The sequence below is a fragment of the Glaciecola sp. KUL10 genome (assembly GCF_003203515.1).
Classification (GTDB): domain Bacteria; phylum Pseudomonadota; class Gammaproteobacteria; order Enterobacterales; family Alteromonadaceae; genus Glaciecola.
On record NZ_BGNG01000001.1, the window covers coordinates 536,884 to 550,692 of the forward strand.

At 41.4% G+C, this 13,809-nt stretch carries 10 protein-coding genes; 4 read left to right on the forward strand and 6 right to left on the reverse strand.

All coding sequences use genetic code 11. The features are described from left to right. Positions 1–62: 62 nt before the first annotated feature. Positions 63–977, forward strand: coding sequence for a LysR family transcriptional regulator (locus KUL10_RS02475; protein WP_110427307.1), 915 nt, complete (start codon positions 63–65; stop codon positions 975–977). Between the two features lie 111 nt (positions 978–1,088). On the opposite strand, the gene KUL10_RS02480 is transcribed toward KUL10_RS02475, so the two are convergent. Continuing rightward, positions 1,089–2,888 carry an acyl-CoA dehydrogenase C-terminal domain-containing protein gene (locus KUL10_RS02480; RefSeq protein ID WP_110427308.1) on the reverse strand — a complete coding sequence of 600 codons (1,800 nt, stop codon included), beginning with the start codon at positions 2,886–2,888 and terminating at the stop codon, positions 1,089–1,091. 53 nt (positions 2,889–2,941) lie between these two features. Beyond that, positions 2,942–5,068, reverse strand: a complete 2,127-nt coding sequence (locus tag KUL10_RS02485; protein WP_110427309.1) for a 3-hydroxyacyl-CoA dehydrogenase NAD-binding domain-containing protein — start codon at positions 5,066–5,068, stop codon at positions 2,942–2,944. A 207-nt stretch (positions 5,069–5,275) separates the two neighbouring features. Here KUL10_RS02485 and KUL10_RS02490 point away from each other — a divergent pair, with 207 nt between their 5' ends. Both KUL10_RS02490 and KUL10_RS02495 read left to right on the forward strand, forming a co-directional pair. Beyond that, the gene (locus tag KUL10_RS02490) at positions 5,276–6,040 is read left to right on the forward strand and encodes an SDR family NAD(P)-dependent oxidoreductase (protein WP_110427310.1); all 765 of its coding nucleotides are present in this window, start codon (positions 5,276–5,278) and stop codon (positions 6,038–6,040) included. A gap of 179 nt (positions 6,041–6,219) precedes the next feature. Continuing rightward, positions 6,220–6,609, forward strand: coding sequence for a DUF3718 domain-containing protein (locus KUL10_RS02495; protein ID WP_110427311.1), 390 nt, complete (start codon positions 6,220–6,222; stop codon positions 6,607–6,609). Positions 6,610–6,737: 128 nt separating this feature from the next. On the opposite strand, the gene KUL10_RS02500 is transcribed toward KUL10_RS02495, so the two are convergent. The 3 genes from KUL10_RS02500 to KUL10_RS02510 all read right to left on the reverse strand — a co-directional run bounded on the left by KUL10_RS02500 (position 6,738) and on the right by KUL10_RS02510 (position 9,682). Continuing rightward, positions 6,738–7,712: an NADPH:quinone oxidoreductase family protein gene (locus KUL10_RS02500; RefSeq protein WP_110427312.1), complete on the reverse strand. Its 975-nt coding sequence runs from the start codon at positions 7,710–7,712 to the stop codon at positions 6,738–6,740. A 20-nt stretch (positions 7,713–7,732) separates the two neighbouring features. Next, complete coding sequence (locus tag KUL10_RS02505; protein WP_110427313.1) at positions 7,733–8,947, reverse strand: acyl-CoA dehydrogenase family protein; 1,215 nt, start codon at positions 8,945–8,947, stop codon at positions 7,733–7,735. Positions 8,948–9,010: 63 nt separating this feature from the next. Beyond that, positions 9,011–9,682, reverse strand: coding sequence for a histidine phosphatase family protein (locus KUL10_RS02510; RefSeq protein WP_110427314.1), 672 nt, complete (start codon positions 9,680–9,682; stop codon positions 9,011–9,013). A 220-nt stretch (positions 9,683–9,902) separates the two neighbouring features. Between KUL10_RS02510 and hemN the strand changes: the two genes are divergently transcribed. Next, positions 9,903–11,285, forward strand: coding sequence for an oxygen-independent coproporphyrinogen III oxidase (gene hemN / locus KUL10_RS02515; protein WP_110427315.1), 1,383 nt, complete (start codon positions 9,903–9,905; stop codon positions 11,283–11,285). 13 nt (positions 11,286–11,298) lie between these two features. Here hemN and KUL10_RS02520 read toward each other — a convergent pair whose 3' ends face one another. Then, positions 11,299–13,701, reverse strand: a complete 2,403-nt coding sequence (locus tag KUL10_RS02520; RefSeq protein WP_110427316.1) for a zinc-dependent metalloprotease — start codon at positions 13,699–13,701, stop codon at positions 11,299–11,301. Positions 13,702–13,809: the final 108 nt, after the last annotated feature.

The following is a 13,809-nucleotide window of genomic DNA, read 5'->3' on the forward strand; positions in this document are numbered from 1 at the left end:
AATAGTTTACTTAAATATAACTTCATCATATTTTTTGATAATGACAAGAAGGAATTGGCAACATGAATCTGAATCGTATCGATTTGAATCTTTTTGCGGTTTTCGATGCTATTTATACGGCAGGCAGCCTAACTAAAGCTGCAGACGTACTTTGCATTACACAGCCTGCTGTAAGTAACTCACTTGCCCGTTTGAGAGAGATGCTAAACGATCCTCTTTTTGTGCGTACAGGTCATAGCATGACCCCGACCCCTGTAGCGCAAAATATTATAGGGCCAGCGAGAGACGCTCTCTCCCTATTGAGAAAAAGCGTTCAAGAAAGTCATGTTTTTGACCCTACAACAGCTCAAAAGTCGTTTCATTTTGCGAGTAGAGACCTATTAGAAGTCAGCATCATGCCGAGATTAATGGCGAGGCTTCAGCATTGTGCTCCTAATATTACGCTAACAAACTATGAAGTATCTAGGCAAAGTGTTGTGTCGGCTATGGCTAGCGGTAGCTTGGATTTTTATGCTGATGCGTCAACGTTTACCGACCCCCACCTTTGTAAGCAACGAATTGCATCAGATAGATTTGTTGCACTAGCGCGTAAAAATCATCCAGCGTTATCAAACGGATTAAATTTAGAGACATTCCTAAAGCTTGGTCATATCAACGTTTCTCACAGAAAATCAGGCGCAGGCCCTATCGATATCGAATTGGATAAAATGGGCAAAAAACGTAAAATAGTAATGCGCGGTCAGCATTTCTTAACAGTGCCTAGCGCGATTTCCAAAACTGACTTAATCGCCTGTATTCCGTACCACCTAGCAAAACACTATGATCTATCAATCTATGAAATGCCATTTGATATTCCACCTGTTGAATACTTTTTGTATTGGCATGTAAGTGCTGATCATGATCATGCACATATGTGGATGAGAGAGCAGATCGCAGAAGTCTGTAAAGCATATCAAACTCATGCTCAAGCTGCCTAAGCGATTTGTTTTCGCGAGTGTTAGATATACATAAAAAATGCGACTAGAGTCGGCATTTTTTTAGTGCTTCTGTTAAATAAAAGTTTTTATTTTAACAGCAAGTAGGTCGGCTTAACCTTGATAAAATAACTCTTCGTCCATCTGCATCAAATTTTCTGAGCCAGAATGAATTGCTGACACTAAAGAACGTGTTCTTGTTAACATTCTATCAAAATAAAACTTAGCCGTTTGTAGCTTGGCCTGATAAAAATCAGTTTCGCTGGTCCCTGCATCAAGTTGCTCTTGCGCAACGACAGCCATCTTCAACCAAAAATAGCCAACAGTAACGTAACCTGAATACATTAAATAATCGACTGCCGCAGCACCTAGTTCATCAGGGTTTTTAGCCGCAGACAAACCAATATCTTGAGTGATTTGCAACCATTCATCGACGTGGGATTCAATCGCATTTGACCAAGCATTGAACTGCTTTTTATCCCTAATAGTTGAACAATATTGCTTAATTTCGTCGGTAAAGACACTTAGTAATTTTCCATTAGAACCCATAATTTTACGTGCAAGTAAGTCAATCGCTTGTATACCCGTTGTCCCCTCGTACATCGTACAAATGCGAGTATCTCTTGCCAACTGCTCCATACCCCACTCTTTGATGTAGCCATGGCCGCCATATACTTGCATACCGTAACTTGTTGTTTCTTGTGCAGTTTCAGTTAAGAAAGCTTTTACTATAGGGGTTAACAGTGCTAACTTTGATTCAGCAATTTTCTTACTAGCATCATCATTATCATACAGTGTTACGTCAACCAACTGGGTGCAATATAGTGCGAGGGCTCTTTTGCCTTCTCTAAGGGATTTTTGTGTCAGTAACATGCGGCGAACATCAGGGTGCACGATGATCGGGTCTGCTGGCCCGTCGACGTTTTTCTTACCCGTTAGTGAGCGGAACTGTAGTCGATCTTTTGCGTAGGCCAGTGAGCCTTGGAAAGCTGCTTCTGTAGCCGCTAAACCTTCCATACCGGTGCCGATTCTTGCCATATTCATAAATACGAACATCGCATTCAAACCGCGGTTTGGTTCACCGATTAATATTGCATTTGCAGCATCAAAGTTCATGACGCAGGTTGCGCTGCCTTTGATGCCCATTTTATGTTCAATCGACCCACATTTTACCGTGTTTCGATCTAGGATATTACCATCGCTATCCACATTAAACTTAGGCACTATAAATAACGAAATTCCTTTTGTACCGGCCGGGGCGTCAGGCAGGCGGGCCAATACAATGTGAACAATATTATCAGACATATCGTGTTCACCAGCTGAAATAAAGATCTTCGTACCCGTTAGTTGATATGTTCCATCCGCTTGTGGCTCAGCTTTACATTTAAGCATGCCCAAGTCAGAACCGCAGTGAGGCTCGGTTAAGCACATGGTCCCTGTCCAAGAGCCCTCCACAAGCTTTTCTAGATATATTTTCTTTTGTTCTTCTGTACCATGCGCCTTTAAGGTTTCCATACACCCTTGACTCAATCCAGGATACATCGCCCAAGAATGGTTTGCCCCTGAGAACCATTCCGCGAGTGAAGAAGACAGAGAGTAAGGTAAACCTTGACCACCATGCTCTACAGGATGTGCCAATGAGGGCCATCCCCCCTCAACATACTGATGATAAGCTTCTTTGAAGCCAGTTGGTGTAGTCACGACGCCATCGTCAATTGTACACCCTTCATCATCACCTACACTATTTAGTGGTGCGAGCACATTTTCTGCAAATTTTGCAGCTTCTGCATATATGGCTTTAACTATATCATCACTCGCATCCTCAAAACCAAGACGTTCATAATGCTCTTGAAACCCCAACAGTTCGTTTGTGACAAACAAAGTATCTCTTTGTGGTGCCTTAAAGTTTTGCATATTATTCTCTCTTTTTGTGTTTACAGGCCTTAGGATGAAGACCTGCAAGAAAACTATTTAAAATCTGAAAAAGACTTACCTTTGTTAGCAAGTTCTTCTAATAATGAAGATGGTTTGAACCAGTTTTTGCCATGTTCACCATGATTTTCATAATAAAACTGCATCCGTTCTCTGATGGTTTTTAAACCTACCTCATCGGCATATTTCATTGGTCCACCTCTAAACACAGGGAAGCCATATCCGTAGACGTAAATTACGTCTATGTCGCTTGATTTAGTGGCAATACCTTCTTGCAAAATGTCTGCGCCTTCATTGATTAAGGGATACAAAATTCGCTCTAAAATTTCTTGATCAGAAATTTCTCGTTGCTCAATGCCCAAGCGCTCAGCCTCTTGTTTTGCAACTTCTAATACACTTGGGTCAGGTATCGGTTTTCTACTTCCTTTTTCATAAAGATAAGCGCCTTTACCACATTTGAGACCTACTCTACCTTGCTCAACCAAGCGATCTGCAACCACGCAATAACTCGGATCGTGCGCAATAAACTCACGGCGAGATTCGCGCACAAAATACCCGATATCTTGGCCAGCCATATCTCCCATCGTAAACGGCCCCATTGGCATGCCAAATTTTGTTAACACGCGGTCAACTTGCTCTGGTGTAGCGCCTTCTAGCATTAAACGGTTAGCTTCTCGTCCATAAGGCTCAATCATTCTGTTGCCAACAAAACCGAAGCAAACACCAACTAAAACTCCCACTTTACGAATGCTTTTGGCCAATTTCATACAGGTTTTAATCACGTCGTCAGATGTTTTTTCACCCCTAACAATTTCTAGTAACTTCATGACATTAGCTGGAGAAAAGAAATGCAAGCCAATTACATCCTCGGGACGTGAGGTGCTTTGAGCAATTTCATTTAGATCAAGCGTGGACGTGTTAGAAGCCAGTATGGCTCCTTGCTTACATACTTTATCAAGCGCACCGAATACTTCTTTTTTGACTGACATTTTTTCAAACACTGCTTCAATGACAAGATCGACATCACTTAAGTCACCATAGTCAGTAGTACCAGATAGCAAGGCCATACGCTCTTCAACCTGCTGCTGAGTTAGCTTGCCCTTCTTCGCCGAGTTTTGATAATTACTTGCAATAATTGAGAGGCCTTTATCCAAGGCCTCTTGCTTCATTTCGAGCATAACTACAGGAATGCCCACATTGGCAAAATTCATGGCAATACCACCGCCCATAGTACCTGCACCAATCACGGCAACTTTCTTGATATCTCTTGCTTGAGCGGTTCTAGACAATCCTTCGACATGAGATGCTGCACGTTCCGCAAAGAAGAAGTGCTGCTGAGCTCTGGCCTGAGATGTTTTCATGCATTCCATGAACAACTCAGCCTCTCGTTTTAGCCCCTCAGCAAACGGTAATTCATATGCTGCTTTTACCGCTTTAACACAGTGCCCCGGTGCAAAAAAACCCTTTGTTTTAGCGGCAACACCTTGTTCGTATTGTTCGAACAAAGCTATGGTTGAGTCATCCATATTTAAGTCGATTTCACATACAGGCTTTGTTTCCAAACCAGACTGAATCACCTTATCAACCATCTCAGTGACACCATTTTCTAACTGTGTGACATCGTCAACGATTACATCAAATACACCCCGTAGCCGAGTTACAGGAGTGGGTGCACCGGTGACAATCATGTCTAGCGCAGTTTTGGCTTCGACCAATCGAGGAAGCCTCTGAGTCCCCCCTGCGCCTGGCAATATACCAAGGTGAACTTCAGGCAAACCGACTTTATTTTTACTATGAGAAATTCTGTAATGACATGACAATGCGAGTTCAAGTCCACCGCCAAAGGCATTACCATTGACCACGGCAATCACTGGCTTGTTAGCACGTTCAATCACGTCTAAAACATCCGGAAGCATCGGTTGCATATCACTTGTGTCGCTAAACTCCGAAATATCAGCACCCGCACTAAATAGCGGTAATTGTGAACTCAACACTATTACTTTAGCTGCATCATTTGCCAACGCATATTTAACTGCATCAATGATACCGACCCTTAAGGCCTTCGATAACGCATTTACCGGTGCACTGTGCAATGCGATTTTCGCAACATTGTCACTGATGGATAACGTGACTACTTCTGAATCTATTAAGTTTGGCGCCATGATCTATTCCAATCTTCAAATGAAAACAAAATGTTAAGACATACTTGTCCATCATCCCACTTTATTGGTTTTATACAGTAGAATAAGCATAACTAATGCATAGGAGGAGTAATAATCGACTATAAAGATTAAAAATATTGCGCTGTAAACTATTGCTTTAGCATTAATGTTAAAAGATTAACATTTCAATAACATTAAGGACGCTATATGGATTCTCTATTAGATTTTTCAAACAAAACAGCAATTATAACGGGGGCTGGAACAGGTTTTGGGCGATTACTTGCACAGTCCCTAAACAACCGAGGTTGCAGTCTGGTGCTAACTGACATAAACGAAGATGCGTTAAATGCTACTAAAGAACTACTAGATTCAAAAGTAGGGATAAAAACAATGCTAGCCGATGTTTCTAAAGAAAGCTCTTCTGAAGAGGCTGTCAAATTAGCCGTTAGCTCATTTGGAAAGTTGGACATGGCCGTGAACAACGCAGGAATTGCGCACACACAGGTACCGACACACGAATTAACTGAAGCTATATTTGACAAACAATTTGACGTCAATGTGAAAGGCGTCGCATTTGGGATGAAATATCAAATACCAGCAATGCTCGCAAATAAAAAGGGCCATATATTGAACGTGAGTTCCTTAGCTGGTTTGGGGGGAGCACCAAAAGGTGGAGCTTATGTAGCGGCAAAGCATGCTGTTGCAGGCTTAACAAAAACGGCAGCGGTTGAGTATGCTCGATATGGTGTTCAAGTAAATGCAATCTGTCCGTTCTTTAGTCCAACGAACATAATGAATATCGATGGTTTACTGAGTGATGATGATCGAGCAATGTTAGCTAGGGGCACCCCCATGAAACGACTTGGTGATCCGCAAGAGATGGTTAATGTAATGACACTACTATTATCACCTGGGAATTCATACATGAATGGTCAAATGATTGCTGTCGATGGTGGTGTAACCGCTTGGTAGTGATTTAAAACAAATTTCAAGGGTAACCCTATGTCATTGTTTAGCCTAGGGTTACTTTCTATAACCCCTCTTTATGAGTATCAACTCATATACCAAAGTATCAGTACAATGACTGACGCCTTCAAATTTTTTCTATATCTTTCGTTTCAAGTTCTGACACAACGCACTTGGAGAAAATCATGTTGAAAAAGAAATTACTCGTTGTTGCCCTTATGTCATCTTGTGCATACAACGCTAACGCTACTGACATACAGTCTGCCCTTGCCAATATCTGCAACATTGTTGTAGCAGATGACAAGAGTGAGCTGCGCAAGAAGATGAAAATAGTTCGCTCAAACTTCAAGCTGAAGTTAAGCGATTATTACGAGGGTATTTCATGCAATGGAAACAGTCTCATAAGAACGGCCGTTTTAAATAACGCTGTTGAAGCTGGTACTTTACTAGTGAAAAAGATGCCGAAAAAGCATTTGTCTTCACCAGAGAAGGACGGCAAGACATTGCAAGCTTGGATTGAAGAACAAGGCAAAGCCGACAACCCTATCGCAGCGACATTAGCTGAACGAATTTAAAAGTTAAATCACCTGTTGATTGTCTAGTTCAACATGGTAGGCGGAGGGAACTCTGCCATTTTAGGGCAACCTGCCAGGGTTGCCCTTTTTTATGTCGTTTGACAATATAAACTCTAAACAATGATTTGCTAGGGTAAAATAACAACCTTTCCTTTGACTTGCCTTGAAGTTACGTACTTTAATGCATCAACTGAGTCTTTTAACGCAAAGGACTTATCTATATTCACTTTAACTTTACCCTGCATATACCATGTCACCAACTCTTTCATATTATCCATAAAGTCTTGTGGTTGATGCTGAGTGAATGAGCCCCAAAACACACCGACAACTGAATACCCCTTCACCAGTGACAAATTTACCGGAAATTCTGGAATTTCACCGCCAGCAAACCCTATTACCAATAGCCTACCATTCCATCCCATTAGACGTGAGCAAGTATGAAACATATCACCACCTACACACTCATATACAACGTCAACGCCTTTTTTATTGGTTAAGCTTTTAACGGTTTCTTTTAGGTCTTGTTCAGTGTAATTAATCGCATGGTCGGCCCCGTTTGCCAACGCAACATCGCACTTTTCTTTAGTTGAACACACTGCAATTACCGTCGCGCCCATCTCTTTACCAATCTGAACGGCCGCCAAACCTGTTCCGCCGGCAGCACCTGTCACTAAAAGCGTTTCACCTTTTTTAATTGACGCTCGTTGCTTTAAAGCATGATGCGCGGTTGCATGAGCAGTCACTAAACCCGCAGCTTCGTCTAGTGGTATTTGATCGGGAATTGGCAATACGTGAGTTGCAGGAACTAAAACCTCTTGCGCATACCCGCCCAGCATGCAAAGTCCGATGACTTTTTGACCGATCTTTAAATGAGCAACTCCCTCACCCACTTCTTTAATGACACCTGCAACTTCGCTACCTGGAATAAAGGGTAAGTCGGGTTTCATTTGATATAAACCCTCAACCAATAAACTGTCCGGAAAATTAACGCCAGCCGCGCTCACTTCGATAAGTACATGGCCCTTTTTAATCTCGGGCGACGGCACCTCTTCAAAAACAAGTTGGTCGATGGGCGCAAATGATTTACATAAAATAGCTTGCATATATCTATTTTCCTTTAAGATTAAAGCGCTTTCGCAGCCGCTAAATTTCTACCAAGTTGCATCATATGTACTTGGTCAGGCCCGTCAGCTAAGCGAATAGTTCTTGCATACGCCAACATCGCTGATAACTGCGTATCTTGAGATGTACCAGCAGCGCCGTGCATTTGAATCGCTTCGTCGATCACTTCACACGCCATCGTGGGCGCAACAATCTTAATTGCAGCAATAATGTTTTTAGCGACTTTATTGCCGTACTTATCCATATGATCAGCGGCTTTAAGTGTTAACAGGCGAGCTTGTTCAACTTTGCAATGCATTGTTGCGAGACTCTCGCGAACAGATTGTTGTTTGGCTAGTGGTTGACCAAATGCAACTCGTTTATTCACTCGTTCGCATGCCATGTCAAGCGCACGCTGAGCACACCCAATTAATCTCATACAATGGTGAATACGACCTGGACCCAAGCGTCCCTGTGCAATCTCAAACCCTTTACCTTCGCCTACTATAAGGTTTTCTTTTGGCACGATGACATCTTCGAACAAAACTTCTGCATGTCCAACGGGTTCGTCTAAAAAGCCCATCGCAGCCATCGGTCTAACTACTGTTACACCTTTCGTATCTATAGGTACTAAAATTTGAGATTGTTGGACATGGCGTTGCGCGCTGGGGTCAGTTTTGCCCATGACAATTAAGATTTTACAGTTTTCGTTCATTGCGCCACTTGTATACCATTTTCTACCATTAATGCGATAGTGATCGCCTTCATTAACGATACTGGTTTCGATATTGGTCGCATCTGAAGAAGCAACGTCTGGCTCGGTCATTGCAAACGCTGAACGAATTTCTCCAGCGAGCAAGGGCAACAACCATTTTTGTTTTTGTGCTTCGTTACCGTATTTTGCTAACACTTCCATGTTCCCAGTATCTGGCGCACTGCAATTAAACACTTCTGAGCTCCATAAAACTCGGCCCATTAATTCACATAAAGGTGCATATTCAAGGTTAGTCAGCCCTGCGCCATGCGGCAGGTATTCTTCTGGTAAAAACAAATTCCACAATCCTGCGTCTTTTGCCTTCGCCTTTAAGTCTTGCATCATGGCAGGTGTTTGCCAAACTGGACCTTCATTAAAAACAGCGTGATGATATGCATCTTCAATAGGGAAGATATGTGTTTGCATAAACTGGTCTAATTGACTCATCAGCGACTTGGTTTTGTCTGTGTAATCAAAATTCATTATTGAGCCTCTTTGTTTAATTCATATAGTTAGTATGCTTGCTTTACTGCTTGTCTTTGGCGATCAACTGTAAGTTATTAGATGTTTTCGCTGCTCGCTTTCAAGGTGAGAAATCCCATTAAAGGTACTTAGCTGAAACCCTTTTTTTGAAAAAAAGAAATGGTTCACACTGGTGTTTTTGATTTGTAAATTAAAGTCGATAGCCTGACCAGCACTCACGCCTAACAAAAGCATTAGTTTTATCGCGATTGCACCGCCAGATGTAGCGACTAACACTCGTTTGCAATCTGCATTGAGAATTGCTTGTCGAGCATCATCCACTCGTCCAGTAAACGCGTCCCATGTTTCAGGCAGTCCTTGTGTTAACTTTCCTGTTGACCAGTCGTGCATCGCTGATTTCAACAAACGATAATAAACTGCACGTGGGGCGCCGGTAGCAGGTGTTTCACTTGGGTTCTGTGTTAAATAAGCCTTTATGACAGACTCAAAGTCAAATTCATTCCAACCTTTATGTTCTAATCGTTCGCCATCTAACTTGGCAAACTTTAAAATGCCATCTGCCGTTTGATGATGACGTTTCATGCTGCCAGTCACACACAAATCAAATGATTGGCCGAGCGAGTCGAAATGTTGGCCTAAGAGCTGCGATTGTTTCACACCAATGTCGCTTAATTGATCGTAATCATCAGAGCCAAATGAGGCTTGTCCGTGTCTAATTAAAAATAATTCAGCCATTAGAAACCCTATGTATTTTGTAAATGAAATGTTATGTAAACCTACCCAATAAGGGTAATTTATTATGTTGATGTATTTTAATCAGTTAAAACTATAAATACGCCAAACATTAGCGCAACTATGCTCACCTCACTGGGGTATATCTTGACAGGGATCAAAGAACCAAATTTGAATTTAAGTAGACTAGTTGGCACTCAGAGAACTTCTTTAAAAAAAGGTTATCACTTTGCTTGAAATCTTCGATGCCACCATACTGAACAAATACAATACCAGTGCACCACGCTACACGTCATACCCAACGGCGTTGTCGTTTGAAGACAATATTGCAGAACAAAGTTATTTTTCAGCTATCCGAATCAATGAAACTAAAAGCAAAGTTCAAGACTTATCCTTGTACATCCACATCCCTTTTTGCCACAGCCTTTGCTACTACTGTGCGTGTAATAAAATTGTGACTAGGCACGTTCACAAAGCCAATGAATATGTAGAATATCTTATTAAGGAAATTTCCAGTAGAGCGGTTCATTTTAAACAATATCGTGTATCCCAAATTCATTTTGGAGGAGGTACACCTAGCTTTTTAAATGCGGAACAACTACACAAAATTATTTCGACGATCAGGGCTTTGTTTGACCATAGCACCAGCATCGATATGAGTATTGAAATTGATCCTCGAAGAATTCATGAGCGCTACATTGAAGAATTAAAGTTTATCGGCTTTAACCGGATCAGTCTTGGTGTCCAAGACATCAACCAAGATGTTCAAGAAAAAATTAATCGCGTTCAAGACACTGCATTTATTGAAAGTTTGGTTGATCAAGCACGAATGCATCAATTCAAGTCTGTTAATTTGGATCTGATATACGGATTACCATTACAAGATATAGAAGGATTTGAGCGCACCTTAGATAAAGTGATTGAAATAAACCCTGATCGTATTTCACTCTTTAGCTATGCGCATTTACCAAGTCAATTTGCCGCGCAAAGAAAAATTAAAGATGAATGGTTACCCAAAGCAGACGAAAAGCTAGCACTATTTGAACTGGCAGTGCGCAAACTATGCGATGCAGGTTATGTTTTTATCGGCATGGACCACTTTGCAAAACCTGATGACGAACTATGTCAGTCGTTAAATAAGGGCGAATTACATCGCAATTTTCAAGGTTATACCAACAAACAATATCCTGCTTTATTGGGTTTAGGAGTGAGTTCAATTTCAAGCATTAATAATCTGTATATTCAAAATCCAAAAGAGTTGAAAGAGTATTACAAACGCATTGATCAAGCCCGACCGCTGGGTGTTAAAGGCCTCGTTATGAGTCAGGACGATACGATACGCCGTGAAGTAATTAACCGTCTTATGTGTAATTTTCAGTTAGAAAAGTCTGTCATTGAAGCTCAATTCAATATTGAGTTTGATAAATATTTTGCATGGGAGTTAAAAGAAATGGCACGATTCGTTGGTGATGACTTGTTGCTACTTCAAGACAAACGCATTCAAGTAAAAGAAAAAGGTAGGTTAGTGATAAGGCATATTTGCATGACTTTTGATGCGCATTTATCATCAAATGCGCATCAAAACCGATATAGTAAGGTTATATAAAGCCTTATCTAAATTAAATAGGCGATCCCGGTGGCATTGGTTTAATAGCAAACCTTGCATGCCACTTACCAGTTTGCCAATAAGTCGCTAAATGTCTAAGTGTCACTTCATTCACATCTTGCTTTTTGTGTTTTTCTAACCACTTTTCGTAGGCTAACAGTTGTGCTTGCATACTTTGTTTGACTTCAGGCGCCAGGTTGTCATCGCTTAATATGTCAAAATAGACCGTGAGTATAACGTCTTTAATTCGACGACTTAACGCAGTGTGTTCTTTGAGCATTATCGTATATTCAAATAAGGCTTCTACAAGCTCTGAGACCGAAGGAACATTTTTGTCTTGACTGTGTTGGTATGCCAATCGGTTTAAGCGATTTGGGTCAAGTAAGATAGTGGACGTATATCCTGCTACTGATTCGGCCGCAGTCATTGGATCAAAAGCAATTCCCATACGACTTTTCATGCTTTCACGATTACGCGATGAACCGTAAGCCTTTGGAGGAATCAATTGCGATATCGAGTTTGGAATCGCTAAAAAATCACTACTTAGACTTTCTAGCATTAATACCATAGCCTGACGTTGTTGCTCAGCATTTACGGGGGTCACAAAGCGCTTTTGATTCGAATTAGCGCTTGTTTTTACATCGTATTGATAGTGCAAACCGGATATTTGCTTGACCAAAGCGTCCAATTGAAAACGATGTGAATAATAGATGGGTACCAAGCGTTCTTCCAAATCCGATATTGGCGCGTCAAAAGGTAAGCTATTTAAACCGAAGTTCGACAAAGCTTTTTCTCTCAAACTCACCATGCGTTCAAATTCTTCTATCGCGTTTTTACCGTTGTCCCATAGATGTCCATCAGCAGATGCTCGCTTGGCGATTCTCGCATCTGGGTCAGACTTGTATCGGTACCCGTCTTTTTTGGCTTTTTGAACAAGTTCATTTAGCGCCGTTGACTCATCACTATCAAACTCTGCATAGCCATAACTAACCACGTATTTATCCCAATCACCGATCCCTTTATCGTAGGCATTGGTCATTTCAATTCCAGATTCCCCCAAGCTAAATAGAGGGTGAGGATAATCCATCACAGACGCTCTGTTTATTTCACTGGCAGCGAAGTTATGCGCGATGCCCAATGTGTGCCCTACTTCATGCGCAGAAAGTTGACGAATACGATCTAGTGCCAAAGCTTGTTGTTTGGTGGTATCAGCATCTTTGCTAGTCAGCGGGCTAGTCATGCCTAGTGCGATTAAATAGTCTTGTCTTACTCTTAATGAGCCTAAGGTGACATGACCTTTAATAATTTCTCCAGTACGTGGATCAATTACAGAACTGCCGTAAGACCAACCTCTAGTAGCACGATGTACCCATTGAATCACGTTGTAACGCACATCCATAGGGTCCGCATCAGGCGGTAGCACCTTTACCTGAAAAGCATTGATAAAACCTGCAGCTTCAAACGCTTGGTTCCACCATTTTGCACCGTCTTTCAGCGCTGTCATTACAGGCTCTGGAATACCCGGATCTAAATAATAAATAATGGGCTCGATTGCTTCGCTTTTTGCCGCACCTGGCACTTTTTTAATAAGACGATGACGCGGGATAAACGCTTGTTCCATATCGTCTTCAATAGGCACGGCATAATCCATATAACTGTGCTTCCAAAAACCTGAGAATGGATGAAAAGCACGTGGCTGGTAGTTATCATCGGGTAGTTCGATAAACGAGTGGTGCAAATGAACAGTCACACTTTTGGGATCAGGCGTTACATCACGAATGTATGCTCCCTTGGGGCTACCCGAAAAAGTCACCACGGCTTCTAGCTCAGTGTTTTTCTCAAAGCTTTTTATTTTTGGCAGATACACTGCAGAGCGACTAGTATCTAGGCTATAACCACCTTGTCCAGTTCGGCTCAAACGCCCTGATACATCATGAATATCAGACAGCAAATAGTCGGTATAATCGATATAGATAAGTTCTTTGTTTTCATGCTCTACCGTAAAACCTGCAATAATAGAATCTGCAAACGCTTGGTCTATGCTTTCTCGTTCGAGCTGATTATCAGAGTTTGCTCGAAAATCAGTATTAAGTTGATTAAGCATTATTTTATTGCCAAAACGCTTAAAGGTGACAAGACGAGTCATGCCCAGTTGACCGCGATCTAAGCCTATATCATTCGAACCTACCCCATGCGGTAAGCTGCTTTGAAAAAGCATTTGTTGACCTAATTGTGATTTTTTGAGACCTAAGAAAATTTTATCATTAGAGGCATCATATACGATTTGAACCAAGCCATTTTTTACTTGCTTGTTATCTAAAAACTCATTTTTTTGAGCGTAAACAGCTTGTACACAAAACAAACTTAAATAAAAAAAACAAAAGAATCTTGTAAATGGCTTCAACACTATTTTCATTATTATTCCTGTTGCGATAAGTGAATGATCATTGATCTGCATCAGCAAACATAAAGCAAAACTGCGCTATAGTCTAACCATCGGTAAATTTTAGTCCAAGCTGATTAC